At 59.0% G+C, this 25,143-nt stretch carries 22 protein-coding genes; 8 read left to right on the top strand and 14 right to left on the bottom strand.

What is annotated here, in order from left to right; translation table 11 throughout:
* Positions 1–265 precede the first annotated feature (265 nt).
* The gene (locus ACA049_RS17635) at positions 266–880 is read left to right on the top strand and encodes a DJ-1/PfpI family protein (RefSeq protein WP_497336897.1); all 615 of its coding nucleotides are present in this window, start codon (positions 266–268) and stop codon (positions 878–880) included.
* Between the two features lie 94 nt (positions 881–974).
* Here the strand turns inward: ACA049_RS17635 and ACA049_RS17630 are convergent, their stop codons facing one another.
* Both ACA049_RS17630 and ACA049_RS17625 read right to left on the bottom strand, forming a co-directional pair.
* Complete coding sequence (locus ACA049_RS17630; RefSeq protein WP_497328547.1) at positions 975–1,154, bottom strand: hypothetical protein; 180 nt, start codon at positions 1,152–1,154, stop codon at positions 975–977.
* A 103-nt stretch (positions 1,155–1,257) separates the two neighbouring features.
* On the bottom strand, positions 1,258–2,040 hold the full coding sequence (locus tag ACA049_RS17625) for a CHAD domain-containing protein (protein WP_497328546.1): 783 nt from the start codon (positions 2,038–2,040) through the stop codon (positions 1,258–1,260).
* A 158-nt stretch (positions 2,041–2,198) separates the two neighbouring features.
* On the opposite strand from ACA049_RS17625, the gene ACA049_RS17620 reads away from it, so the two are divergent.
* Both ACA049_RS17620 and ACA049_RS17615 read left to right on the top strand, forming a co-directional pair.
* Positions 2,199–2,972 (top strand): ParA family protein, encoded by a 774-nt coding sequence (locus ACA049_RS17620; RefSeq protein WP_497336895.1) that lies wholly within the window; start codon positions 2,199–2,201, stop codon positions 2,970–2,972.
* Between the two features lie 115 nt (positions 2,973–3,087).
* Positions 3,088–3,501 carry an arsenate reductase ArsC gene (locus tag ACA049_RS17615; protein ID WP_497293874.1) on the top strand — a complete coding sequence of 138 codons (414 nt, stop codon included), beginning with the start codon at positions 3,088–3,090 and terminating at the stop codon, positions 3,499–3,501.
* Positions 3,502–3,512: 11 nt separating this feature from the next.
* On the opposite strand, the gene ACA049_RS17610 is transcribed toward ACA049_RS17615, so the two are convergent.
* The 6 genes from ACA049_RS17610 to pstS all read right to left on the bottom strand — a co-directional run bounded on the left by ACA049_RS17610 (position 3,513) and on the right by pstS (position 8,741).
* On the bottom strand, positions 3,513–4,148 hold the full coding sequence (locus ACA049_RS17610) for a hypothetical protein (protein WP_497328545.1): 636 nt from the start codon (positions 4,146–4,148) through the stop codon (positions 3,513–3,515).
* Positions 4,148–4,846, bottom strand: a complete 699-nt coding sequence (locus ACA049_RS17605; RefSeq protein ID WP_497328544.1) for a hypothetical protein — start codon at positions 4,844–4,846, stop codon at positions 4,148–4,150. Before ACA049_RS17605 ends, ACA049_RS17610 begins: the two co-directional genes overlap by 1 nt.
* Before the next feature lie 98 nt (positions 4,847–4,944).
* Positions 4,945–5,778, bottom strand: a complete 834-nt coding sequence (gene pstB / locus ACA049_RS17600) for a phosphate ABC transporter ATP-binding protein PstB (RefSeq protein WP_372242820.1) — start codon at positions 5,776–5,778, stop codon at positions 4,945–4,947.
* Positions 5,779–5,780: 2 nt separating this feature from the next.
* Positions 5,781–6,674 (bottom strand): phosphate ABC transporter permease PstA, encoded by an 894-nt coding sequence (gene pstA, locus ACA049_RS17595; protein WP_090457824.1) that lies wholly within the window; start codon positions 6,672–6,674, stop codon positions 5,781–5,783.
* A complete protein-coding gene (gene pstC, locus ACA049_RS17590; protein WP_090454569.1) occupies positions 6,674–7,639 on the bottom strand; it encodes a phosphate ABC transporter permease subunit PstC in 966 nt (321 codons plus the stop codon). Before pstC ends, pstA begins: the two co-directional genes overlap by 1 nt.
* A gap of 70 nt (positions 7,640–7,709) precedes the next feature.
* Entirely contained in the window at positions 7,710–8,741 is a 1,032-nt protein-coding gene (gene pstS / locus ACA049_RS17585; RefSeq protein ID WP_497328543.1) for a phosphate ABC transporter substrate-binding protein PstS, read from the bottom strand.
* A gap of 234 nt (positions 8,742–8,975) precedes the next feature.
* Between pstS and ppk2 the strand changes: the two genes are divergently transcribed.
* Positions 8,976–9,893, top strand: a complete 918-nt coding sequence (gene ppk2 / locus ACA049_RS17580; protein WP_090454573.1) for a polyphosphate kinase 2 — start codon at positions 8,976–8,978, stop codon at positions 9,891–9,893.
* 118 nt (positions 9,894–10,011) lie between these two features.
* On the opposite strand, the gene ACA049_RS17575 is transcribed toward ppk2, so the two are convergent.
* The 5 genes from ACA049_RS17575 to ACA049_RS17555 all read right to left on the bottom strand — a co-directional run bounded on the left by ACA049_RS17575 (position 10,012) and on the right by ACA049_RS17555 (position 19,229).
* Complete coding sequence (locus ACA049_RS17575; RefSeq protein WP_497328542.1) at positions 10,012–13,110, bottom strand: efflux RND transporter permease subunit; 3,099 nt, start codon at positions 13,108–13,110, stop codon at positions 10,012–10,014.
* The gene (locus ACA049_RS17570) at positions 13,107–14,219 is read right to left on the bottom strand and encodes an efflux RND transporter periplasmic adaptor subunit (protein WP_497328541.1); all 1,113 of its coding nucleotides are present in this window, start codon (positions 14,217–14,219) and stop codon (positions 13,107–13,109) included. The genes ACA049_RS17575 and ACA049_RS17570 overlap by 4 nt, the downstream gene beginning before the upstream one ends.
* Before the next feature lie 28 nt (positions 14,220–14,247).
* Positions 14,248–15,765 (bottom strand): efflux transporter outer membrane subunit, encoded by a 1,518-nt coding sequence (locus tag ACA049_RS17565; RefSeq protein ID WP_497336893.1) that lies wholly within the window; start codon positions 15,763–15,765, stop codon positions 14,248–14,250.
* Between the two features lie 117 nt (positions 15,766–15,882).
* A complete protein-coding gene (locus ACA049_RS17560) occupies positions 15,883–16,098 on the bottom strand; it encodes a hypothetical protein (RefSeq protein WP_497311548.1) in 216 nt (71 codons plus the stop codon).
* A 233-nt stretch (positions 16,099–16,331) separates the two neighbouring features.
* Positions 16,332–19,229, bottom strand: a complete 2,898-nt coding sequence (locus ACA049_RS17555) for an AAA family ATPase (protein WP_497328540.1) — start codon at positions 19,227–19,229, stop codon at positions 16,332–16,334.
* A 307-nt stretch (positions 19,230–19,536) separates the two neighbouring features.
* Between ACA049_RS17555 and mhpA the strand changes: the two genes are divergently transcribed.
* Both mhpA and ACA049_RS17545 read left to right on the top strand, forming a co-directional pair.
* On the top strand, positions 19,537–21,195 hold the full coding sequence (gene mhpA, locus ACA049_RS17550) for a bifunctional 3-(3-hydroxy-phenyl)propionate/3-hydroxycinnamic acid hydroxylase MhpA (RefSeq protein WP_497328539.1): 1,659 nt from the start codon (positions 19,537–19,539) through the stop codon (positions 21,193–21,195).
* A gap of 2 nt (positions 21,196–21,197) precedes the next feature.
* Complete coding sequence (locus tag ACA049_RS17545; RefSeq protein ID WP_497328538.1) at positions 21,198–21,845, top strand: TetR/AcrR family transcriptional regulator; 648 nt, start codon at positions 21,198–21,200, stop codon at positions 21,843–21,845.
* Positions 21,846–21,849: 4 nt separating this feature from the next.
* Here the strand turns inward: ACA049_RS17545 and ACA049_RS17540 are convergent, their stop codons facing one another.
* Positions 21,850–23,088, bottom strand: coding sequence for an NADH:flavin oxidoreductase/NADH oxidase family protein (locus ACA049_RS17540; RefSeq protein ID WP_497328537.1), 1,239 nt, complete (start codon positions 23,086–23,088; stop codon positions 21,850–21,852).
* A 227-nt stretch (positions 23,089–23,315) separates the two neighbouring features.
* On the opposite strand from ACA049_RS17540, the gene ACA049_RS17535 reads away from it, so the two are divergent.
* Positions 23,316–23,930, top strand: coding sequence for a TetR/AcrR family transcriptional regulator (locus tag ACA049_RS17535; RefSeq protein ID WP_497328536.1), 615 nt, complete (start codon positions 23,316–23,318; stop codon positions 23,928–23,930).
* Between the two features lie 82 nt (positions 23,931–24,012).
* Positions 24,013–25,104 carry a VOC family protein gene (locus tag ACA049_RS17530; protein WP_497328535.1) on the top strand — a complete coding sequence of 364 codons (1,092 nt, stop codon included), beginning with the start codon at positions 24,013–24,015 and terminating at the stop codon, positions 25,102–25,104.
* The last annotated feature ends 39 nt before the right edge of the window (positions 25,105–25,143 follow it).

Genomic DNA, 25,143 nt, shown 5'->3' with positions numbered 1-25,143 from the left:
CCCCTGAGAACGGATCAGCCTCTGGTTTTGGGACAACCTCGAGGGGGAGTTTCTGGGCGATTACTACCTGTCGTGAAGGGTAGTAATCGCCCCAAAGCTGATGGTGGCGTCAGGCTGAAATCGACCCATAGCGGACGCTCAAGAGTGGAGCCGAATGGCTGTGAAGACGCCACAGTTACCTGAAATGTATCCATTACAATTTTTTGAATGTATTGGTCGGTTGATTTTACGATGGGCCTCAAGACTTTTCTGGCGCGAGAGCACCATGCACATTGCGATCCTTACCTTCGAAGGGTTCAACGAACTCGATTCGCTCATTTCGTTCGGCATTCTCAACCGGGTTCAAAAGCCTGATTGGCGAGTGTCTATCGCCAGCCCCACAGATAAGGTGCTATCGATGAACGGCCTGATGGTCGAGGCGCAGGCGTCGTTAGAGGAAGCCTGCGGCGCGGATGCGGTGCTGGTGGGTAGTGGGAGATTGACTCGGGACGTCGTCGCGGACGACGCACTGATGTCTCGACTGAAACTAGACCCAGCTCGCCAACTCTTGGGGGCCCAGTGCTCGGGCACGCTCATACTTGCAAAGCTCGGCTTGCTAGATGACGTTCCGGCTTGCACGGATCTTATCACCAAGCCATGGGTTGAAGAGGCCGGCGTGGCGGTGCTCAATCAGCCGTTTGTGGCTAAGGACAATGTCGCAACCGCTGGCGGCTGCTTATCGTCGCAGTATCTGGCCGCTTGGCTCATCTCCCGCCTAGCTGGTGCAGAGGCTGCACGTAGTGCTCTTCACTACGTTGCTCCGGTGGGGGAGAAGGACGTTTACATAACGCGTGCAATGGCGAATATTTCGCCGTTTCTTAAGTCGAGCAGTGGCTGCTAATGGTTCTTAGAGCGGTGATGGTTAATGCTCAGTTTTGTCGGGTAATCAGGCCGCGTATGCAGACTGGCCTCATGGTCGACCTCTTACGAGATGCTTAATTAACTTTCGGCGCTCCATCATCCTGGCCAAATACATGAGAGGCCGCCTCTATCCGCTCTTCGAGTTGAGCAATGTAGGTTTTAGCGTCCTCTAGGCTGGGGAACGAAACTGACGTTTCGCCTAGCCAAACTTTGCAACCGCTTCCTTGCTCATTTGTTTCAATAGTGATTTTCATCTGCAAACCCTTTGCTGTTGAGGTGGCGGAGGGTAGCGCATTTTTTAGATGATTCAAAATGTATCAGAGGCTCTATATCGGGGGCTTTGGAGGCGAATTGATGTCATTCTTTAGACTTCGCTAGGTCTTTCTCTAGGTGATCAAGGAGTGACGCCAATTTTAGCTCGGCATCAGCCAGCGCCTGCTCTGACGCGACTTCCCAGTACGGTGCGATTTCGAGCAAATCAGGTTCCGCCTCGGCCCGCAGGCACCATTGATGATGATCGTGCCATGAGCCGAGCGACGCTTGTACCGACTTCAATTGAGCCCTGGATTTTGCCTTGAGCGGTGACAGTCTCGGAAACGCATCGGAGAGGTATCTTGCGTTTTTCACGATGATCCTCAGCTCGTGCCGGTCAAAATGTTTATCCCGAAGTCCAGCGATCAGCTGAGTGATTCTTTTCTTCAGGGCTTTCTGGATTTGTCTTTTGACATCAGCCAGTTCGCCGGCTCGCTGGGCAGTCCTGAACAACTCTGGCCATCGATCCAGTTCGCCAAACAGTTTGTCGAGCATTGGGCTACCGATGATCTTCCGATATTGTCCTGTCATGGTTGCGCTTCGGCTCATCGCTTGGCGCGGGTACCCCATTTTCCGAAGCTCATCAACGATGACCTCCAGATCCCTCGTGGGAGTCGTCGCTCTGCCAACCTCAGCGGCGGCCTGATTCAATTCGATAATCTCCGGCATCTTGCGCAGCGGTCGCAGAAGGCTGCGTATTTTCCGAACCGCTATCCTCAAGTCATGCAGGGCTTCGCTATCGCTGTTGGCTTGCAGTCGAGCGCGCGAGTGATAGAGGGAGACTTCCAAGGAAATGATCTGAGCCACAAAATCGTCGACAAAAGACATCATCGTCCTCGCTTGTGAGTTAGTTTGCAGAGCGTAGCAGAGCGACTGTTCGTTGCAGCCATTGCACACGGACACTGAAATATAAAATTCATCAAGCTACCGCTGTGGATTCGCAGGAAATCGATAAACTGGAATCTTTTGCCGCAGGAATGGTGTTGATGCGTCGTGTTGTTTTCAATCAAAAAGGTGGGGTAGGCAAGTCGAGTATTGTTTGCAACCTGGCTGCTGCAAGCGCAATGGAAGGCTACCGGACACTCGTTGTCGACCTAGATGCCCAAGCCAACTCTACGTATTACCTCACCGGCCTGACCGGGGATGACATCCCGGTGGGCATCGCGGATTTTTTTAAGCAAACGCTGTCCTCGGGGCCGGCAGCCAAAAAAAGCCGGGCTCACATCATTGAGACACCCTACGATAATCTTCACCTCATCACTGCCAGCCGCGAGCTTTCGGATTTACAGCCCAAGCTGGAAGCGAAGTTCAAGATAAACAAGCTGCGTCGGCTGTTGGACGACATTTCCCAGGATTACGACCGGGTTTATATCGATACGCCGCCGGCGATTAACTTCTATACGTTCAGTGCACTCATCGCCGCGGATGCGGTTTTGATTCCATTTGATTGCGATACCTTCGCTCGTCAGGCGTTGTACCAGGTGCTGGCACAGGTGGCAGAACTTCAGGGGGACCATAATGAGTCATTGGTCGTTGAAGGGATTGTCATCAATCACTACGTCAGCATCACTGGCTTTCATCGCAATCTGGTTGAAGAACTCATCAACGAAGGGCTGCCGATTCTCCCGGTGTATCTCGGCAGTTCAGTGAAGATGCGTGAATCTCATGAGCAGTGCCGACCTTTGATTCATCTCGACCCGCATCACAAGCTGACAGGCCAGTTCGTTGAACTCTTGCATGTGCTGGAGTCGGCAAACTGAGCGAGCTGAAAGATCTGGAAATAATGCATTCCATCGACTTGAAGGTGAGCGATCAAAACGCTGCTTAACTGAACAGAGCGTTTTCTCGGATCACTGTTCGAGCGAGGAGAAAGAAATGGCTGACAAAATTCGGGTGCTGTTTGTCTGCGCTAAAAACGATGTCCGTTCCTTGCTGGCCGAAGCGCTGCTTCGCCACACTGATTCTTCACACTTTGAAGCTTTCAGTGCTGGCCTCGAACCCGGCGAGGTTGATCCTCGCACCCTGGAATCTCTCGAACACATAGGCATAGAGAGCAATGGCTTGCGTAGCAAATCGATCGATGAATTTGAAGGACAGCAGTTCCACTACGTCATCACACTGTGTGATAAGTCTTCCGAAGAAGCCTCACGAATGCCGTCTTCCGATGAAGCGATCATGTGGAGTTTTGAAGACCCGACGACCAGTGAGAAACATGACCCTTTGCGTCATGCACTCCAGGAGATTCACGACCGCATCAAAATGTTCGTCACAGTAAAGACAAGGTCGTGATGTTTCGAAATTCAGGAGAAAAAAGCTTCTGAGCGTTGTTGCGCAGGCTCCGTGTTTCTGTGCCGTTGCTGCCAAGCTAACTGTGCCTGGACTTCAGCTGCTGCATTTAAAACGCTCTGCGCCCAGTTCTCATCATCCGGACGCACGACCACGACGCGAAAACCGTGATCATAGCCTTCAATCTGCACGCCCTCGGAATCATCGACATGCAAGTCGATATCGAATGCGGGTGGAAACTTCGAAGGGGAGTTCGAAAGCCCATGCGCTGTCAGGGCATGGTTATGCCGAACACTGTTGACCACACCGTCAACGTGGATACCGTGCAGCAATAACCAGCGCCGGATGTAAGATGGTGTCCGACCGGACGACGTGTAGACCCAGATGCTGCATCCCTGTCGGCGTAACTCTCGGGTCAGGTCGCGTGTTCCCCTACGCAATGGCTCGCCCAGCCAACGATGAACAAAAGCCGGTAGCCTGCTGTGCCCGACAGCGCAGTGATGGGTCTGACAGGCCAACGTGTCATCGATATCAAACGAAATACGGATGCGCTGGCGGCTGAACGCGTCCATCGGAATGGAACGCTTGATTGCTTGCCACGCTCGACCGCTGGAAACCCGGCATCTGTCGAGCATCGGATACTTGCTCATCATTCGCCCCCCAGATAGATGGGCACTGGTTTGTCGCTCACAAAAAATTCCTTTGGATCAGGCGCTTGTTCTTCCAGGAAGGCTGCATACTTTTTCTTGATCTTGGGCAATTCGTACAAGGCCTTGACGCCATGTTTGGCGGAGTTGCGGATGACGGATGACGGGTTGAAGTAACCCTCGGCGTTGTCCAGCGTCAGTACGAACGGCGGCAGCCCTGCACGCATGAGCAAGTAACTGACGATCAGCGACCCAGTGCGGTTATTGCCTTCAATGAACAATTGCGGCTTGCTGAGGATCCGTACATAGACACCGGCCGCACGTTTCCAGACAAATTCGCTGCGATACGCACAGTACCAGTTGTACAAGTCCTTTATCCCGCCTTCAACGTTGTTGAAGAAGTGTTCTTCGGTAGCCGCGAGGTGCTGAGCGTACTCCAGACGACGTGCCGGGTCTCGGCCGCAGAGAACGGTGGCATTGATCTCCAGCATCAGGTTCAGTTGCTGAAGATCGAACAGATCGACACCACGGGCGACATAGTCGTCAATCAGCGCATAGCCATCAACCACATTGCGCAGCACTTCGTCAGTCAAGGGATCACGCGGCTCGGTGAAGTGCCTGCTGAGCTCGGCAAAGCGCCCCTGCACCTTACGGAGTGCACGCTCGATTGCTGGCAAATCAAGACGACGCTTTGCGGACATTGGCAATCCTGATTAGAAGTGTGAGAGGTAAAAAGACCGAAGGCATGCCAATGTCGTTTGCCATTGGCTGCTTTCGGTCTTGACTGGACGTTTGTCGATTAGCTGAATTTGCCGCTGATGTAATCGCTCGTCATTTGCTCGCGGGGATTGTCGAATATCTGGGCCGTGGGGCCCATCTCAACCAGATAGCCGGTACGCGTACCCTGGGAAATATCCACCGAGAAAAATGCCGTGGTGTCAGCGACACGGATCGCCTGCTGCATGTTGTGAGTCACCAGCGCGATGGTGTAATCCTTCTTCAACTCGACCATCAACTCCTCGACACGGCGGGTGGCGATCGGGTCAAGTGCGGAGCACGGCTCATCCAGCAACAGAACTTCCGGCTCGGTCGCGATGGCGCGGGCGATACACAGCCGTTGCTGTTGGCCGCCCGAAAGGGACAGGCCGCTGACCTTGAGCTTGTCTTTTACTTCATCCCACAACGCCGCGCCCTCCAGGGCGTGCTTGACGCGATCACCCAGGTCGCCCTGGTAGCGATTGAGGCGTAGGCCAAAAGCGACGTTATCGAAGATGCTCATCGAGAACGGGTTTGGTTGTTGAAACACCATCCCGATATAGCGGCGCACGACCACGGGATCAACGCCCTTGCCATAAACGTCTTGCCCTAGGAAATGCACATGACCCTCGAAGCGAAAGCCTTTGACCAGGTCATTCATCCGGTTGAGGCTGCGCAGTACGGTACTCTTGCCGCAGCCCGAAGGACCGATGAATCCGGTGATCTTGTTTTTTTCGATCGGCACATGGCTGTCACGCACCGCCATGAAATTGCCGTAGAAAATCTTGTCCAGCTTGCAGTCCATGACCACAGGGACCTGTGTCTCGAGCGGGGCAACTTTTTGCGCAGATAATACATTCACACTATGTGCTCCCATTCTTAAAACTTTGGCTTGCCGAAGATTCGGCTGACGATATTCACGATCAGCACGATCATCACCAACACCAGCGAGGCCGCCCATGCGAGCTCAAGCTGATTGTCGAACGGCATGCCGGAGAAGTTGTAGATCAGTACGGCGAGCGATGCGGTCGGATTCATCACCGCCAGGCTGCCGTCGTGGTAGATCCAGTAGTTGCTGAACAGGGCGGTAAACAACAGCGGCGCGGTTTCGCCGGCTGCACGGGCCACCGCCAGCATCACGCCGGTCAGGATCGCTGGCAGGCCGGTAGGCAGTACGATTTTCCAGATCACCTGCGATCGGGTGCAGCCCATACCGTAGGCAGCATCCTTCATGATCTTGGGCACCATCCTCATCGATTCTTCAGCCGTCAGCACAACGATGGGCAGCATCAATACTGCCAGCGCCACGCCACCTGCCGGTGCCGAGTAGGTGCCCGTGGTCATCACCACCAGGGCGTAGGCAAAAACACCCGCCAAAATCGAAGGCAATCCGGTGAGCATCTTGGCGGCAAAGCGCGCGGCGTTGGCCAGCTTGCTGTCCGGCCCAAGCTCAGCCAGAAAGATGGCCGCCATGATGCCGACCGGAACCGCGATGGCAGCGGCGATACCGACCATAACGAAGGTGCCTGCCATCGCGTTGCCGAAGCCGCCACCCGTCTCGAAGCCGGTCGGCGGCAGTTCTGTGAACACCTCTAGGCTGAGGCGGGCACCACCACGTGTGATCAGCATGTAGAGCACGGAAATCAGGGGCACGCTGGCCAGCAGGGCGCCAGCCCAGACCAGCGTAGTTAACACCAGGCTGCGCAGGGCGCGTCCTTCAAACTTGCGCTGCAGACTGGGCAAAGCGGCTGTCGAAGAAGTGATGTCAGTCATCATTTAGTACCACGCTGGGCATAGACCATGATCATGGAGCCGATGACGTTCACGATCAGGGTGATCAGCATCAGGACCAGTGCTGCATACATCAACACCTCGATCTCGGTCGGTCCCGCCTCGGGGAAGTTCAGCGCCAACAAGGCCGCGAGCGTGTTGGCGGGTGCAAACAGAGAAAGGGAAATGTTGTTCGAGTTGCCTACCAACATGGCCAGGGCCATCGTTTCACCCAAGGCCCGACCCAGACCCAGCACCAGCGAGCCAAAAATGCCGGTGGCAGCGGAGGGCACCATGACCTTGAGAATCGCTTCCCAGTGGGTGGTTCCCATGCCATAGGCCGCCTGCTTGGTTTTCATCGGAACGCCGGTGAGGGCATCCTGCGAAACAGCGGCAATGGTCGGCAGAATCATGATGGCAAGCACCAGCGCGGCAGGTAACAGCCCCGGGCCACTCAAGGTCGTGCCGAAAAAGGGGATCCAGCCAAGTTCACTGTTCAGCCAATCCGTGAGGGGACGAATGGCCGGGATCACTACGTAGATGCCCCACAGGCCATAAACGACGCTGGGAATGGCCGCGAGCAATTCGACAATGGTGCGAAAAACGGCCGCCAGTTTCGCGGGCAGGAAATCCTGGGTCAGGAAAATCGCCATGCTGACGCCGAAAAAGCCTGCGATCATCAAGGCGATGAAGGCGCTGTAGAGCGTGCCCCAAATGGCCGGCAGGATGCCGTACTTGCCCTGGTTCACGTCCCACACGGTTCCCAAAAGGACGTCAAAACCGTGTTTCTCCATGCCTGGAAGTGCCTTGCGTCCCACCTCGAACACCAAGGCAAAGACCAGCGCCAGAACGAGAACCACACCGATGCGCGCCAGTGCGCGGAAGGTGCGATCAACCAGAAAATCCTTTGCAGACGGTGGACGGCAGGCGGAATCCGGATTGACCGGTACGACAAATGGCTTGTTCATGGGCTATTCCGGCGTAGGGGAGAACGCTCTCGGCGAGGCTGGAAGCACACGCCGAGAGGTCTCGCGAGCGTCACTGGATGTTGGCGGAAGCTTTGCGAACCTGATCGACGACCGATTGCGGCAGGGGGATGTAGCCCATCGAATCGGCGATTTTCTGACCTTCAGTCAGGCTGTACTCGACCATTTCACGCATGGCTTTGGCCTTGGCCGGGCTTTCGTTCTGCTTGCGGAAGATCATCCAGGTGTAGGAAGTGATCGGGTAGGACTTGGCGCCATCCGGATCAGGCAGCCAGGCCACCAGGCTTTCAGGCATCTTCACCGCAGCCAGAGCTTCGGCACCGCTCTCGGCATTCGGCACAACGTAGTGACCGGCCTTGTTCTGCAATTGGGCAAAGTCGACCTTGGCCAGCTTGGCGAAGCCGTACTCGATGTAGCCAATGGCGCCCGGGGTCTGACGTACGGTAGCGGTCACGCCATCGTTTTTAGGCGATTTGATGAATTTGTCGCTGGCTGGCCAGTTGACGGTGTTGCCTTCACCCAACTCCTGCTTGAACGCCGGGTTGATTGCCGCCAAGTGCTTGGTGAATACCGCGGTGGTGCCGCTGGAATCTGCACGCACGACAACGGTGATCGGTGTAGCAGGCAGTTTCAGCTCCAGGTTGGCCGCGACGATCTGCGGGTCGTTCCATTGGGTGATCTTGCCCAGGAAGATGTTGGAGTAAACATCGCGTGGCAATTTCAGCCCTTTAGGACTGCCTGGCAGGTTATAGGCCAGGACGATTTCACCCGCTGTCATCGGCAGCAACTGCGCGCCTTCGGCAACCTTGGCGATGTCCTCGTCTTTCATCGCCGAGTCGCTGGCGGCGAAATCGACCGTTTTGTTCAAAAAGTCCTGCACACCTGCACCGCTGCCCTTGGATTGATAATCCACGGTGACGCCAGCGGTTTTCTTGCTGAAATCCTTGAACCAAGTGAGGTAAATCGGAGCCGGAAAACTGGCGCCGGAACCTGTCAGTCGAACGCTTTCAGCAGCGAAAGACACTGAGGTTGCACAAAGAGAAACCGTAATGGCGAGCGCAACAGACTTCATCAAATTTTTCATCGAAGGAACTCCTTGTGATAGCGGGCTCCGAAACTCTGCAACAATCTTGTTACGCCTTTATGAAAGTCCGATGGCACAAGATCTCGCTGATTGACTTGTCTGCCAGTTCGATATCGCCTTGCACCCGTAGCCGCCCTTGATACGGGCCTGCTTTGAAGCAAAAGTTTTTGTAATTACTTCGTAACCAAGTACGACTAACACTGAGTCAGGCCCTTCCCGACGCGAGTTGCTCCTATGCTATCAACCGAAGACACACTGATACAGCGCATCCGCCGTGAGCTGCTTGATCACAGTGACGAAGAGCTGGAACTGGAATTATCCGAAGACGGCACTGACCTGAATGCTCTGTTCGATGAGCAGGTAGAGGAAGGAAGTGAGAAGGAAGCTCGAAGAGTTTATTTCAGCGAACTATTCCGCCTGCAAGGCGAATTGGTGAAGCTGCAAAGCTGGGTGGTAAAGACAGGCCACAAAGTAGTCATTCTGTTCGAAGGTCGTGATGCCGCGGGCAAAGGTGGTGTCATCAAGCGCATTACCCAACGGCTCAATCCTCGCGTGTGTCGGGTTGCCGCGTTGCCTGCACCCAATGACCGCGAACGTACCCAGTGGTACTTCCAGCGCTACGTCTCACACCTGCCTGCAGCGGGTGAGATCGTGCTCTTCGACCGTAGTTGGTACAATCGCGCAGGCGTCGAACAGGTGATGGGTTTTTGCAACGCCGATCAGTACGAAGAGTTCTTCCGCACTGTGCCAGAGTTCGAAAGAATGCTTGCACGCTCCGGCATTCAGCTAATCAAATATTGGTTCTCCATTTCCGACCAGGAACAGCACCTGCGCTTTCTCAGTCGCATTCACGACCCGCTCAAGCAGTGGAAACTCAGCCCAATGGATCTGGAGTCCCGTCGGCGCTGGGAAGCCTATACCAAGGCCAAGGAAGTAATGCTGGAACGCACCCACATCGCCGAAGCGCCATGGTGGGTGGTGCAAGCCGATGATAAGAAGAAAGCAAGACTTAACTGCATCCACCACCTGCTCGGGCAGATGCCCTATGAAGAAGTAGAGTTACCGGTGATCGAACTACCGCAACGCGTAAGACAGGAGGATTACTCCCGCAGTCCGACGCCACCGGAACTCATCGTTCCTCAAGTCTATTAAAGAGAGGCTGGAGCGAGGCGCCCTTCGATTGGAGAGCAGCATTCGAAGCCGGATAGCCTGAACGACCGCCTCGCAAGCCTTCCAATTGCGGTGAAATCGGGGCACAGTGCCCCGGCATTTATAAGTCAGAAGCGAACGTGGCGTCCCCCTGTAACTGATGAGCGTCAGCGGTCGTCTGGCGACCCACCTTGAACCATGCGGCGTACAATGCAGGGACGAAGAAAATCGTTAGCAGCGTCGCCACCGTAAGACCGCCCATGATCGCAATTGCCATCGGCCCCCAAAACACACTGCGCGTCAGCGGGATCATTGCAAGTACGGTCGCCAGCGCCGTCAGCATCACCGGACGGGCCCGGTGTATTGCGGCATCCAGCACAGCATTCCACGGGTCGCGCCCTTCAGTGATTTCGATCTGCACTTGATCGATCAGGATCACTGCGTTGCGCATGATCATGCCACCCAGTGCGATGATGCCCAGGATTGCAACGAAGCCCAGCGGCGACTGGAACACCAGCAGCGCCGGCACCACACCGATCAGCCCCAGCGGTGCGGTCAGCACGACCATCCACATGCGAGAGAAATTCTGCAGTTGCAGCATGAGCAACAGCAGGATGGTGATCAGCATCAGCGGGGCCACCGCGAGCAGCGCTTTGTTGGCCTTGTCACTTTCCTCAACGGCTCCGCCCGTGTCGATGCGGTAGCCCGAGGGCAGCTTCGCTTCGATGTCCTTGAGCAACGGCTGGATCTGCTGAGTCACCGATACACCTTGCTCGCCATCCTTCACGTCGGCACGCACCGTGATTGCCATATCGCGGTTCCGGCGCCAAAGCACTGGCTCTTCCAGCTCAGAGCGTACTTGTGCGACTTGCGACAGTGGCACCACCGTTCCCTGGCGCGTGTAGAGGTTGATGTCTTTCAGCGTGTCGAGGCTCAGGCGCTCGGCGGGCACGGCGCGGGCGACGATGTCGATCAGCTCCTCGTGCTCACGCAGCTGCGACAAGGTTGCGCCGTTCATCACAGTCTGGGTCGCCAGCGACACGTCCGCCGGCGTGAGACCGAGTGCGTTTGCCTTGTCTTGATCAAGCTCGACCTTCAGCGTGCGCACCGGGTCGTTCCAGTCGAGCTGGAGGTCGCGCACCTTCGGGTTGGACGCAATCACGTTCTCCACCTCGCGAGCGATCTGCCGCACCTTCTGGGTATCAGGCCCGACGACGCGGAACTGCACCGGGTAGCCGACAGGTGGGCCCAATTCGAGCCGGGTCACGCGCACCCACGCCTGGGGGAATTGTTGGTCAGCGGAGGCCACCAGTCGCGCACGTACCCGCTCGCGTGCGTCCAGGTCTTTGGTCATCACAACGAACTGGGCAAATCCGGGATTGGGCAGTTCGGGGTTGAGCGAGAGATAGAAGCGCGGTGCGCCGGCGCCGGTATAGGCGGTATAGAAACGCACGTCCTCGTCCTTCGCCAGGATCTCCTCCATGTGCTTGACCTGCTCGGTCGTCGCCGCGAACGAGGAGCCTTCCTTGACGCGCAGGTCTATGACCAGCTCCGGACGCGAACTGTTGGGGAAGAATTGCTGCGGCACCAGCTTGATACAGGCCAGAGCAAGCACCAGAGCGGCAACCGTCGCACCGATGACTACCCAGCGACGCTCGATGGCGGTATCGATCAAGCGGCGCAAGCTGCGGTAGAACTTGGTGTCGTGCGGATCGGCGTGCTGGTGCGTGCCCAAGTCGTTGGGCAGCATCTTGACCGCCAGGTACGGTGTGAAGATGCCGGAACAGATCCACGAGAACAGCACCGCGGCGCCAACGATCCAGAAAATGCCACCCGCGTATTCGCCGGTGGTGGACTTCGAGAGGCCGATCGGCAGGAAGCCTACGACCGTGATGAGTGCGCCGGTCAGGCGCGGCATCGCGGTGGACTGATAGGAGAAGGCGGCCGCCTTCACGCGGTCCATACCGGTTTCCATCTTCGCCACCATCATCTCGATGGCGATGATGGCGTCATCCACCAACAGTCCCAACGCGATAATCAGTGAGCCGAGCGAAATACGCTCGAGGTTCCAGCCCATCGCCAGCATCACCAGTGCTACGCCGCCCAGCACCAGCGGCACCGTGGCCGCGACCACGAGGCCGGCGCGCCAGCCCAGGCTGGCCAGGCTCACCGCGATCACGATGATCAACGCCTCGGCCAGCGCGCGGCCGAAGTCCAGGATTGCATCCCTCACTGTGGTGGGTTGGTCGGCCACGAGTTCCAGTTCCACGCCGTGCGGCAGCTCGGACTGGATCTTGGCGACCGCCGCGTCCATCGCCTTGCCAAGGTCCACGATGTTGCCGTCGCTGGTCATCGTGATGCCGAGCATCAGCACGGGCTGGCCGTTGTGGCGGACCGTGTAGGTGGGCGGATCTTCGAATCCACGTGTAACGGTCGCAATGTCGCCGAGCTTGATCTGCCGGCCGCTCGCAGAGATGGGCACGTTGCGGATCGCCTCTTCGCTGGCGAACTGGCCGCTCACGCGCACCATGACGCGGTCGCCGCGGGTGTCGATCTGGCCCGCCGGCACCATGGCGTTCTGGCTCTTGAGGCTTTCGGCAATGGTCAGCGGTGTAATGCCCAGCGCGGCCAGGCGCTCGTGCGAGAACTCGACGTAGACACGCTCGGCCTGCTTGCCGATGAGATCGATCTTCTTGACCATCGGCACTTTCAGCATCTGGCGCTTGATGTCCTCGGCCGCGTGCGACAGGTCGGCCTGACCGACGCCGTCGCCCTTGATGGCGTACATCAGGCCATACACGTCGCCGTACTCGTCGTTCAGGATCGGGCCGATCACGCCGTCAGGCATCTCGAGGCTCAGGTCGTTGAGTTTCTTGCGCGCCTGGTACCAGGCTTCGCGCTGGTCAGCCTTGGAAGTGCCGCCGCGTACGGTGAGCGTCATGCCTGCGTAGCCTTGCCGCGCGTAGGTGACCACCTTCTCGAAGTTGTCGATCTGCTCGAATTTCTTCTCCATGCGGTTTAGGACCTGGTCCTGCAACTGCTGGGCAGTGGCGCCCGGCCAGATGACCATGGCGGTCATGGACGGCACGGAAAAGTTCGGATCCTCGAGCTGGCCGAGTCGGGTGAAGCTGAAGGCGCCAGCCACCGCGACAATGAGGAGCATGAACAGAACGATAGCGCGGTGGCGCAGCGCCCAGTCGGTGAGGTTGAAGTTGTTCATCGGGCTGCCTGCTGCGTGGTATTGGCGTCAACGATCGCCGCACCGGGGAGCGCGACCTTCAGTCCGGACGTCATCTTCTGGACGCCGGCGGTGACGACCAATGCGCCGGCCTGCGGCCCAGAGACGAGCACCTCGTCGTTGCGGTAACCCCAAACGGCCACACGCTCCAGATCAACTATGCCTGCCGGATCCTTGCCCGTAGGCGTGACCACCCACAGCGCCGGCTGACCGCCGTTCTGCGTCAATGCCGTGGCTGGCACTGCCGCCACAGAGACACTTGTCATGACTCGCTCGGCCGTCACCGTGGCGGTGGCGCCCAGCGGCAGCGCTTGCAACGGCTTGAGCCGCGCGCGATAGGTACGCGTCTGCGCTGCGGCTTGCGGCGATAGCTCACGCAGCGTGACATCGAAGACCTCGCCCGGCGCACTGGCCAGCGACGCCTTGAAACGCGCGTCCTTGAAGACGGCCAGTTGATTCTCGGGCACATCGATGACGATCTCGGACTCATCCGGATTCGCGATCGAGACAACCGCTTGACCCTCCGGCACAACCTGCCCGGCCTCAAAGCGCACAGCCGTGACGACGCCGCTGCGCGAGGCGCGCAACGCGGTGTACTTGAGCCGGTTGCGCGCGAGTTCGAGCTTGCGTGCCTCGGCCTCGGCAGTTGCATGCGCGGTTTGCGCATTGGTCTGCGCGCGCTCGGCGTCGGCCGCACTGACCGAGCCGTCAGCCTTCAGTGCGGTCAGACGCTGGCGGTCCGAGTCGGCCTGGCGTGTCTGCTCGACGGCAACTGTCCACTGTTGTCGCGACGCTTCTTCGGCGAGGCGGTAGTCGCTGTCATCCAGTACCGCCAGTATGTCGCCTTCGCGCACAAACTGGCCGACATCGACCTTGCGCTGGGCGATCTTGCCGCCCACGCGGAAGGCTTGGTCTACTTCGTGCCGCGACTGCACGGTACCCACGTAGCGATTGATGTCGCGAGCGTTGTCGTAGCTGATTTCAGCTGTGCGCACCGGTCGGGGTGCCTGTACCGCTGGCTGGTCCGGGCTGCACGCGCAAAGCATGACGGCTACGGCCAGAGCGCCGGCCGCAGTAAGGGAGGTTTTCAAGGCGGTTCCTCTTTGTAAAACGAAATTCTCAGGAAAGTGGTGGCCGGTCGGCTGCGGTGGCTGCTGTGGGAGTAGCGGGTTGTTCGAACACCTGCCAGCCCCCGCCCAGTGCCTTATAGAGCTGCACGCTATCGATCAGCAGGCGGGTGTTGCTTTCGTTGGAATTCAAGCGTGCCGCCAGGCGCGCGCGCTGCGAATCCAGCAGTGGCAACAGGTCGATCTGCCCGCGGTTATAGAGCGACTGGGCGCGGTTCTGTGCAGCCTCGGCGGACGCGGCGGCCAATTGCAGCGACCCGGCGCGGCGCCGCTCTTGCGCCAGCGTGACGAGGGCGTTCTCTACATCTTCGAGCGCCCGCACGATGCCGTCTTCGGCGCGCAGCAGCGCCTCTTTTTGAGCACTTTCGGCCGCATCGTTGATTGCTTGCGTGCGCCCGGCGTTAAAGAGCGGCATCGCCAGCAAACCCGCCACGTTAGTGAAGCGTGCAACGCCGAGATCGGCGCCGTTCAGGCTCAAGCCCTGGCGGCCGAAGGAGGCGTCGAGGAACAGCCGCGGAAACCACTCGGCCGCGGCCTGCTTGCGGCGCGCATTGGCTGCATCGAGCTGCGCCATCAACGCCAGCACGTCAGGTCGACGTTGCAGCAGCTCTGCGGGCTGGCCTGGCTTGGCCTCGGGCACCACTGCCACATCGCTGATCGAAGACTGGATGTTCGCGGTATTGAAGGACTGGTCGGCAATCAGCACCGCAATACGATGGCGCGACACAGCCACCTGTGTTTCCAGCGGCGGAATCTGCGCCCGCGCCGACAAGGCGTCGGTCTGCGCGCGTTCGACGTCGAAGGCCGAGGCCAGCCCCGCCTGCTGGCGAGCGACAACCAGACGCAGCGTCTCGTCCTGCATCGCTGAGATGGCGCGCAGTGTCGCGACCTGGCGTTGCGCGCCGAGCAGTGTGAAGTAATTGCTGACGACGTCGCTCATCACCAGCAGGCGTACGCCGCGCATGCTGTGCTCCGCGGCCATCGCATCGGCGTCAGCCGCCGCTGCGCCGGCGCGCAAGCGGCCGCTCAGGTCGAGCTCCCACGAGACGTCCAGCCCCGCACTGGTGGTCTCGGTATCCGGATAACCCTGTTTCGTGGCCGAGCTGTAGCCGCTGCTGCGATCGCTGCCGGAGGCGGATGCGCCGACACTCGGGAACAGCCATGAACGGCTGACCGTTTCGTCAGCACGCGCGGCGTGCAGGCGCTCGGCGGCAATCTTGACGTCGCGATTCTCGCGCGCGGCTCGGCGCACCAGATCCGTCAACACCGGGTCGTGGTAAACCTCCCACCATGCCGCCTCGGGTTCCATTTCGGAGGCCGTGCTCGCGGCGAAGTTGCTCGGTAGGTCTACCGACGGCGTCAGCACCTCCGTGGAGCAACCGGTCAGGATCAGGGCGATGGACGCGGCAAGCGCCGCACCCTTTACGACACCGATTACGCGTTCGGCATGTTGCAGGGGCGTCTGCCCGGTGTTGCGGGTCAACAGGTGGAAGTTTGGAAGTCGCGGCATCGGATTGGGCTCGTGCAAATTCGAGGTGGCATCAGCGTAGGGCCCGGTGTGCGCGAAGTCGTCAGCGAAGGGTCGCCGTTCGGTCGCCATATCGAGCACTCGTTCGTGGTGGAGGCGTCACTCGCCGCCGGTATCTGCCGTGTGCTCGCCGGCTGTCAACGCGAGGTCCGAGGCAATCGACTCCAACAGCTCTTCGGCGGACGAAAACTCGCGCTGTCGTCCGGTGACCAGGTTTTCGAGGCGGCCCACCAGGGCCCCCGGCGCGGCGTCGCTGCGCAGCTTCACTACGTAAGAGCGGCGGCTCGGGTACTTGGATTCAGGGTTCAGGATCATCGCAGACCAGGGGGGCAGGAAAGTTCGACACAGCGTAAGCGGCCCTCTGGGGCGAGTCGTAAGCGAAAGGTCAGACTTCGGTCGGGACAGCACCGTAGGTTAAGGTCGTGAACACCGCAGCCCCTGTGGGAGCGAGCTTGCTGGCGATGACGGCGGCACATCCAGCATCAATATTGGCTGACCCACCGCTATCGCGAGCAAGCTCGCTCCCACAGGTTTTCGCCCTTAACTTTTCAAGTCGACTGCGTAGCCTGAAGCAGCAAGCGCGCACGTTTCGCCAGCTCGGTTCCGTCAGTTTCCGTCGACTGGTCAACCAGCGTTGCCAATTCCTGTTGATCGTCGGCCGTAGCGACAGGGAGCTCGCACAGTTCGACCAGCGCTTCCAGCTCCAGCCACGGTGCTTCCTGGGCGCGAGCTTCTTCAACTGCGCGCCGCACCGCAGCGATGCCGGCGTCGGGCCGACCCTGTGCTCGCGAGATCGCTGCTTCCAGCAGCAACAGCTGCGGCAGGTAGACGCGCTCGCCCAGTTCCTCGCCCACCCGAAATGCTTCCTGCAATTCAAATTGCGCTGCGTCGCAATCACCTGCGAGCAGCAGCGCCTCGGTGGCGTAGCCGAGCACCTCGCTGGCACCGGAACGCATTCCAAGCCCGGTGTGTTCTTCATAGGCCTCGCGGATGCGACGGTAGCCATCAAGCGGTGCACCGTTGCGCGCGTCGGCCCAGCCGCGCCACCAGCGGCAAGCCGTACGCCCGAGTGCGAGCGAATATTTATCGACCAGCGCCTGCATGTCGTCGGCCAGCGCGGCTACACGTACGTGGTTTCCCATCCGCACCTCGATCAGCACCTCCTGCCAGGCGGCGACCAGCCAGGTCATGGGTTGACGCAACGCCTGCGCGCGTGCCCGCGCCTGCTGCATGTGGGCTCGGGCTTGCTCAACCAGACCTGACCGCACGAGTTCTATAGCCAGCATGCCGTGCAGCATGACCTGAGGATCAGCCGCAAAAACCTCGTTCGTCCCGATGTCTAGTGGCTCGGCGATTGCGAGGGCGCGTTCCAGCCAGCGGCGAGTCGTTTTCGTGCGTCCCTGGAGGTGATGCACCTCGCCCTGGACGATGCACGCCGCCAGCATGAGCTCTTGATCATTTGCGTCGCGGGAGAGGGCTTCGGCACGCTCCGCCACTTCGAGCGCCAACGCATAGTCGCCGCGCAGACCCAGCAGATAACCGAATCCGTGCAGCAGGCGACCACGCATGGGGTGCTCGGGGACATCCGCCAGCAGTCTGTAGGCACGTTCGAAGCTGCTCTTGGCTTCGCTGCCGACACCGAACATGTGGAAAGCCGAAACCCCTTGCAGCGTAGCCAGGGTCATTTCGAGCGCATTGCGCTCCGTCCCTTCGGGAGCCTGCATCAACAGGACCAAGGCGCGCTCAGTGAGACCAATGCACAAGTCCGGGCTGAAGTGCAGCAGCGCGGCTACCGCGGCCTCGGCGTAGTAACGCAGCGCAATCATCGGCTGCCGGGCGCGGTCGAAGTGCATTGCCAGCTCCGACGCAGCAACCGGCACGCCGGTCGTGCGTTCGCGTTCGAGGGCAGCGCCGACCTGGCGATGGAGTTGGGTGCGCAATGAGCGCGGCGTGCGGTCGTACAGCACCTGGCGGAAGAGCCCGTGTCGGAAAGAGTGGGGTGGCTCTAGCGTCTCTTCAACTTCAGTGGACCGTGATTGTATGAGCCATACCTGTTCGCTTATCAGCTCTTCACAGGCGTGTGCCACCGAAGCGAGCTCGCGCTCGAGGGCCAGCGAAACCGTCTCGATGCGGAATTCAACCCCGCACACCGCTGCAGCCGAAAGAAGGGTGCGTTGCTCCGGACCCAGCCTGGCGATGTAGTGATCGATGATGGCTGCGAGGTTTTCGGGCACCGCCAGATCCGCAAGCCGAGCCTCGATGGTGGTTTTGTCGTCCTTTGGGTCCATCACTTCACTGGTGATCGACGAAACGAACAACGGCACACCGTCGGTCCGTTCGTGCAGGGCGCGCACGAAGGCTTCATCGCGTGCCAGCGAAGTCGAGCGCAGCGCCACATACTCAGCGACCTCGGTTTCCGAAAACGGGTCGAGCACCACTTCTTCGCATAGACGTTGCAGGCGCAGTTCGTGGCGCAACGAGCTGAGGGGATGATCGAGCGCAACCACCTCGGCGAGGCGGAAGCTCGACAGCCACATCAGCCGCGTGCGGCCACGTCGCCGTGCTACATAGTTGATGAGCTGGACCGTCGCCCGATCGCTCCAGTGCAGGTCTTCGGTCACCAGCATCAGCGGGCGCTGCTCTGTGTAGCGGTCCAGCAATTCGCCCATTTCCCTCAGCATGCGATCCGGGCCGACGCCGGCAAGCTCGCGCCGCAACGCGTCTTTCTCCTGCGGGGTATTCAGCCAAGGGAGTTGCAGCAGCCAGGTCGGTGCCACGGCGCGCATCAGCGCCGGCAAGGTTGGGTCGCTGCGGCACAAATCGGCTAACGCCTCCAACACCGGCAGATATGGCTCGCCGACACCGTAGTGCTCCACGCAATGGCCGCGTGCGTAGGCGATATCGCCAACGCCTGCAAGGAAATGTTCGATCAACGTCGTCTTGCCAATTCCCGGCTCGCCGGCGAGCCAGACCACCGCGCGCTGGCCGCCATTCGCCTGCTCCCAGGCCCGTTGCAGCCTGGAGACCTCGTCGGTGCGACCGATGAATGACGATGACAGAGGTGTGAAGGCCGCTGTAGCCGTCGCGGGTGCAGGCGCTATCGAACGTGTGGAGGAGGGCGGGGCGATGAAGCGATAGCCGCGCCGTGACACCGTCTCGATGAAACGAGGATGCCTGGGATCGTCGCCCAGTACCTTGCGCAGATCGCTAATGGCCGTCTTCAGGACCGAATCGCTGACGAACCGATGCCCCCACACGGCATCAAGCAAGGCGTCCTTGGTCACCAGCGATCCTGGCTGGCGTGCCAGCGCGCATAACAACGTGAAGGGCGTCGGCGCCAATGCCACCGCTTGCCCATTGCGCGACAAACAGGCGTTGGACTCATCGAGCTCGAACTCGACGAAGCAGAGCAAGACTGGGTTGGGATGGGGCTGCGGACGTGCCACGGTTGATTCCTAAAGACTAGACAGAGTGTGCGCCGCGATCTTCACGAGGCCGTCTTCAGCTATGCCTCCAATGACAACGCTGATCAGCGCTGAAGCCAAGCGTCGCCGGTCGGAAACTGGCACACGCGCAAACTCCGTTCACGTCGCGCAATTCGGCTCGCCCATTGGCCCCGCGCGGCTTGAGCATGATCTCAAAGATTAATGACAAAAACATCAATATTGAAATATCTCTCAATATTGAATACCTTGACCTTGCCTGACGATGAGACCTCGCGTCTCACGACTTCAATCACAACAAGGGCCCGAGATGAACAACAACAAGAAAGTTTGCGAATTGCCTCCCGCCGCCGTCGACGTGCTGGTTATCGGTTATGGTCCGGTAGGTGCGACCATCGCTGCGCTGCTCGGCCGCTATGGGGTCACGACCCTGGTACTGGACAAGGTCCATGACGTCGTACTGATGCCGCGTGCCATTGCTCTGGACAACGAGGCGCTGCGCATCCTGCAACAGGCCGGTTTGTCGGAAGACGCTTTCGAGAAGATCGTTATCCCTGAAGTGAGGATGCACTCCCCGGTACTCGGGCAGTTTGGTCGAGCCAATACCGAGGGGTGCGTCGACGGCCATCCGAAACTCGTGACGTTCTATCAACCCGACCTCGAACGTGCGATGCGCGGCCAGGTTTCCCGGCTAAAAACCGTGACCAGCCTGGGTGGCTTCGAGCTTGAGAGCCTGGTCGAAGTGTCAGATTGCGTCTTCGCTTCCGTACGGGATGAAAATGGGCAGTCGCATTCCATTCGTGCCCAGTACCTGATCGGAGCGGATGGCGCTAGCTCCAGGGTCAGAGCGCTGATTGGCCAGGAATTCGAAGGGCAGACCTATGTGGAAGATTGGCTGATTGTCGATGTCAAGAACCGGCATAAGTCAGCGATTGATCACATCGAGTTTCTCTGTGATCCGCGGCGCCCGACACCGCACATGCCCGCACCCGGCGGCAGGGAACGTTGGGAGTTCATGCTGCAATCCGGCGAGTCCCGGGAAGAGCTTGAGAGCCCGGAAAGCATCGCCCGGCTGATCGCGCCATGGATCAACCCGCAGGAGCTGGAAATCGAGCGCAAGGCGGTGTATCGATTCCACGCGCGGTGCTGCAACAGATTCAGCAAGGGGCGCGTCTTTCTCGCCGGTGACGCAGCGCACATCACGCCTCCTTTTGTCGGGCAAGGCCTCGTTGCAGGACTTCGAGATGGCGCCAACCTTGCCTGGAAACTGGCTTGGGTCCTTCGCGGCCATGCCGCGCCTGCAATACTCGAAACCTATGACGTAGAGCGCCGCCCCCATGCCCGGGCGATGATCAATCTGGCGAAACTCATGGGCCGCCTGGTGATGCCCAAGAACAAGATCGCCGCTTTCTTTGTCCACGGCCTGATGCGCACGCTGGCGTTGACGCCCACTACCAGGAGGTACTTCGAACAGTTGGACATCAAGCCGAAGAACACCTTCAAACACGGCCTGTTCGTGCAGCATCGCCGTGGCGACAAACTGGTACGCGGCAGCCTGTTTCCCCAGGCCTGGACTCGCAACCTGCAAAAGCAGATCAAACTGAGCGACGATGCACTGGGAGATAGCCTGACTCTGGTTGGATTCGGTGTGGACCCGTTGTCATTGCTGACCCCTGATCAGATCGTTTCCTGGGAAAAAATGGGCGGCCACTTTTTAGAGGTCAGGGCACGCGGTCAACGCTCCGGCGGCAGCTGTGACTTCATCGAAGACATGAACCATGAGATCCTGCCGCTGGCTGCCAAGGGAACGCTCGTCGCGGTTCGCCCCGACCGTATCATCATGCACCACGCCCTTGGCGCAGAAGCAGACAATCTCCTTCGAGACTGCAGAAACCTGCTGGCCAGCGAAGACGCCACGCCTGACAGCGTTTCCGTTACCATCAACGAGCCCATTAGATTACGAGCTTGATCATGCATTCCCCCACACTTCCTTTAGAAGCTGATGCGCCAGAACCTCTCACGAGAGGTCACAAGAAGCGTGAGCGCACCCGTCGTTGCCTGGTGGACGCGGCATTGCGCCTTATCGCACGCAAGGAAGTGGGGGAGATCGCACTGCTCGAGGTCGCTGCGGAAGCCGCGGTATCTAACGGCACCATCTACAACTATTTTCGGACTCGCGACGAAGTGCTGGAGGCGGTGGGCATCGCAATGGCCGCGGAATTCTCCGATGCCATTTCCGCCATGAGCAGGCATGTGCACTGCGGCGCACAGCGTCTTTCGATCGGTGTTCGCATGTTTGTGTGCCGGGCCGCAGCCGACCACCAATGGGCGAATGCGCTGCTGCGCATCATCCATTTCGACCAGGCCATGCGCTCGCGTCTGGCTGACCATGTGCTGGGTGACTTGCGTGAGGGACTGCGTGCGGGGACTTTTGTTTACGAGGACGAAGGGATCGCCCTGGACATCGTCCTGTCGTGCACAACCGGAGCAATGCGCTCGGTTGTCGAGGGACGTGCAGTGGCAGAGCACGATTTGCGGGTTGCCGAAATGATTCTCCAGGCTCTAGGCGTCACACCTGCCAGAGCCAGGAAAATCGCCGGCAAGCCGCTACCGGCCTGATCCTCTACCTGGCTTGATCAATCCATTGCCGATAGCTCTTCGCCTGGCGACGAGCCTTCAGTTGATTGCCGATCAATGCCATGAGTGGCGAAGTCCCTGGGTTTGTCCGTTTACCTTGACTCAGCAAGCCGAGCTGCTTCTTGATCACCGATGCCACTGCCAGCGATGCCAGCGTCTTGTTCTTCCAGCTGACGACGATGGGCTCCACTCTGACGTCTCGACCTGCCATCCATTGCCTCGGCAGGGCTGGTACGATTGCCAGCGCAGTAGCAAGTCCGACCATTGACACCGAGCCGCTCACCACTCTCTCCGCAACCTCCTTTCTGCGCACGCCGCCGGTGACCATCAGCGGCATGCGCGCTATTTCTCCTATTTTTTCTGCGAACTCGAGAAAGTAAGCTTCTCGAGCGAGGCTGCTGCCATCGCGGGTTTGCCCCTGCATAGCTGGGCTTTCGTAGCTGCCACCCGACAACTCGACCAGATCGACCGCCTTGGTGTTAAGCATTTCCACCACGCGAGCCGCATCTGCTGCATCGAAACCGCCGCGCTGAAAGTCCGCGGAGTTGAGCTTCACAGCGACGCAAAAGATCGGTGCCACTCGCTGGCGAATTGCGTCGATGGTTTTCAATAGAATTTGCGCACGATTTTCGAGGCTACCGCCCCAGCGGTCATCACGCCGATTGGTCAGGGGGGAAAGGAATTGGCTGAACAGGTAGCCATGCGCGGCATGAATCTCCACGCCGGTGAATCCGGCGCGCTCCGCCAACACCGCCGCTTGGGCATAGCGCTCAATCAGCTCTTCGATCTCCTGCTCCTCCAAAGCCCTGGGCAGCACAAACGCTTTTGAAAGTCCGGGGATATCGACCGCAACTGCGGAGGGGCCCCTTGCCGGTTGGCCCATTGAAGCCAATAGCTGCCGTCCGGGATGATTGATTTGCATCCAGGCCTGAGCCCCGCGACTGCGGCAAGCATCGGCCCATAGCTTGAATTTGCCCAGGTTCCGATCGTCCTCAAGCACGACGCCAGCGGGTCCGGTCAAGGCGTGGCGGTCAACCATGACGTTGCCAGTGATGATCAGACCGGCACCACCCTCCGCCCAGCTCCGATAGAGCTTGACCAGCGCTTCCCCTGGAGCGTGATCCTCATTGGCAAGGTTCTCCTCCATGGCAGCCTTGGCGATCCGGTTTGGAATCACCGTGCCGTTGGGCAATCGAAGCGGTTTGAAGAGATTTGAGCCGGTCATGTTCTGTCCTTCAGCTTATAAAAAGTCGCCAACATAATTGAACATGCGTGTTCAGTTGTGTCAATGCGAAGGGCTTTTGTTGATCCGGCTTCCTCGATTCTAGTACTGGGATTATTTGGTTTTGCTTCGGTTTTCAGACAGAAAAACCGACATACTAAAAAATATGGTTGACGTGAAATGAACACGAGTGTTCAATCGGTCCATAAGGTAATCCTGGAGAGAGAACCGTGGAATCCCTGAATCCAACACAGCGCCGCATTCATCAAGCCGCCTTTCGCCTGTTCGCTGAAAGAGGCACCTCTCAAGTGAACATTCTTGACCTCGCCCAAGAGGCAGGCGTGGCGCGCGGAACGGTCTATAGCAACATCGACAGCATGGAAAACCTGTTCGAGGCGGTCGCCAGCCATCTCGCGAGGGAGATGCATGAGCGCGTCAACAAAAGCTTCAATTCCCTCACGGATCCAGCTCAGCGCCTGGCCAATGGCATTCGATTCTTCATTCGCCGAGCCCACGAAGACTCCCAGTGGGGCGCGTTCATCCATAAATTCGCCATGAGCAATTCTGCGTTGCGCGAAATGTTCAGCAGCCAGGCGACGAAGGATCTTCTGAGCGGGCTTGCCACTGGGCGCTACACGTTTGCGCAGGAGCAATTGCTTTCGGTACTGACGTTGATATCGAGCAGCGTGCTTGGTTCGATTTTCCTGGTACTGGAAGGTCACCGGACGTGGCGCGAGTCGGGCTCTGATACCGCCGAGCTGGTATTGCGGGCATTGGGTGTGCCGCCAGAAGAGGCGCGTGCGTTGTCGACCCAAGAGTTGCCGGCGCTTCCATCTCTCGACTGAGCTCGTAACTGATTTGACTGAATAAACCCCTGAGTTTTCAGGGGTTCGGGACCGCTTTGCCCTAAAAACCCGGAAAACAACAATGAACAACAAAAACGAATTGCACCGGTTGGCGACACCACACCCCGCGCAGCATCCGCAGCCGACGGTGAAGGCCCAGGCTCTGACTCACCTGATTTTCCAACGGCCGGACTTGAATGAGGCGGCGCGTTTCCTGACTGACTTCGGTCTGACGGTCAGTCGTCAGGAGGCCGATACGCTCTATCTGCGGGGCACCGAAGCTACTTCATATTGCTACCGTGTCCAACAGGCCGAGCATGCACGTTTTATCGGCTTCGGACTGGCAGTGCAGTCCCTGGAAGATCTGGAAAAGCTCGCTCGAATCCCGGGCGCGTCATCGGTCGAGAAATCGGAACATCCGGGTAATGGGTATTGCGTCAAATTGACGGATCCTTCCGGTTTTATTGTGGAAGCCGTCTGCGACCAGACGCCAGGCACGGCACTGGTACATAGGGCCCCTCTGCACTGGAATCTGGCGCACCAGCAATCGCGAATCAACGCCACGCAGCGCCCGCCGATTGCTCCCCCTGAAGTACTCAAGCTCGGTCACATCGTCATTGAAGTGGCCGACTATCAAGCGACCTGTGCCTGGTATACGCAGCATTTCGGGTTTATTCCCAGCGATGTGCAGGTACTCCCCGACGGCACGCCTATCGTCACTTTCATGCGCCTTGATCTTAGTGACATTCCCGCGGATCACCATACGCTCGCGATTGCGCAAGGGTTCATGGCGACCTATAGCCATAGCGCCTATGAAGTCGTCGATGCAGACGCGGTGGGAATGGGGCAGCGCGTCCTGCGCGAGCGCGGTTGGGAACACTCATGGGGAATCGGCCGACACATTCTGGGCAGTCAGATCTTCGATTACTGGCAAGACCCATGGGGCGATAAGCACGAGCATTACTGCGACGGGGATATTTTCACGGCCGCTCGGCCGACGGGCATTCATCCGGTAAGCCCCGAGGCAATGGCCCAGTGGGGTCAGCGCATGCCCAAGAGTTTTACCAAACCCAAGATGAGCCTGGCCAATCTGCTTCTGCTGATCCGCAATCTGCGGCGCAGCCCGGACCTGACCATTCGCAAGTTGATAACACTCATGCGGATGTTCGGGTAGAGCTGCCGCCATGTCGGACAACTCAACCCGGTTTGGCCG

This window comes from Pseudomonas sp. LBUM1662 (assembly GCF_059695915.1).
The sequence above is the reverse complement of the archived record's forward strand: the minus strand, read 5'-3'. Positions and strand labels throughout refer to the sequence as shown.

Bases quoted from the DNA above. Each gene is read 5' to 3' on its own strand.
- ppk2 (WP_090454573.1), top strand. From the start codon at position 8,976: ATGCTATCAACCGAAGACACACTGATACAGCGCATCCGCCGTGAGCTG.
- ACA049_RS17565 (WP_497336893.1), bottom strand. From the start codon at position 15,765: ATGCCGCGACTTCCAAACTTCCACCTGTTGACCCGCAACACCGGGCAG.
- ACA049_RS17620 (WP_497336895.1), top strand. From the start codon at position 2,199: ATGCGTCGTGTTGTTTTCAATCAAAAAGGTGGGGTAGGCAAGTCGAGT.
- ACA049_RS17625 (WP_497328546.1), bottom strand. From the start codon at position 2,040: ATGTCTTTTGTCGACGATTTTGTGGCTCAGATCATTTCCTTGGAAGTC.
- ACA049_RS17610 (WP_497328545.1), bottom strand. From the start codon at position 4,148: ATGAGCAAGTATCCGATGCTCGACAGATGCCGGGTTTCCAGCGGTCGA.
- ACA049_RS17615 (WP_497293874.1), top strand. From the start codon at position 3,088: ATGGCTGACAAAATTCGGGTGCTGTTTGTCTGCGCTAAAAACGATGTC.
- mhpA (WP_497328539.1), top strand. From the start codon at position 19,537: ATGAACAACAACAAGAAAGTTTGCGAATTGCCTCCCGCCGCCGTCGAC.
- ACA049_RS17635 (WP_497336897.1), top strand. From the start codon at position 266: ATGCACATTGCGATCCTTACCTTCGAAGGGTTCAACGAACTCGATTCG.
- ACA049_RS17575 (WP_497328542.1), bottom strand. From the start codon at position 13,110: ATGAACAACTTCAACCTCACCGACTGGGCGCTGCGCCACCGCGCTATC.
- pstC (WP_090454569.1), bottom strand. From the start codon at position 7,639: ATGAACAAGCCATTTGTCGTACCGGTCAATCCGGATTCCGCCTGCCGT.
- ACA049_RS17605 (WP_497328544.1), bottom strand. From the start codon at position 4,846: ATGTCCGCAAAGCGTCGTCTTGATTTGCCAGCAATCGAGCGTGCACTC.
- pstS (WP_497328543.1), bottom strand. From the start codon at position 8,741: ATGAAAAATTTGATGAAGTCTGTTGCGCTCGCCATTACGGTTTCTCTT.
- pstA (WP_090457824.1), bottom strand. From the start codon at position 6,674: ATGACTGACATCACTTCTTCGACAGCCGCTTTGCCCAGTCTGCAGCGC.
- ACA049_RS17545 (WP_497328538.1), top strand. From the start codon at position 21,198: ATGCATTCCCCCACACTTCCTTTAGAAGCTGATGCGCCAGAACCTCTC.
- pstB (WP_372242820.1), bottom strand. From the start codon at position 5,778: ATGGGAGCACATAGTGTGAATGTATTATCTGCGCAAAAAGTTGCCCCG.
- ACA049_RS17530 (WP_497328535.1), top strand. From the start codon at position 24,013: ATGAACAACAAAAACGAATTGCACCGGTTGGCGACACCACACCCCGCG.
- ACA049_RS17560 (WP_497311548.1), bottom strand. From the start codon at position 16,098: ATGATCCTGAACCCTGAATCCAAGTACCCGAGCCGCCGCTCTTACGTA.
- ACA049_RS17630 (WP_497328547.1), bottom strand. From the start codon at position 1,154: ATGAAAATCACTATTGAAACAAATGAGCAAGGAAGCGGTTGCAAAGTT.
- ACA049_RS17540 (WP_497328537.1), bottom strand. From the start codon at position 23,088: ATGACCGGCTCAAATCTCTTCAAACCGCTTCGATTGCCCAACGGCACG.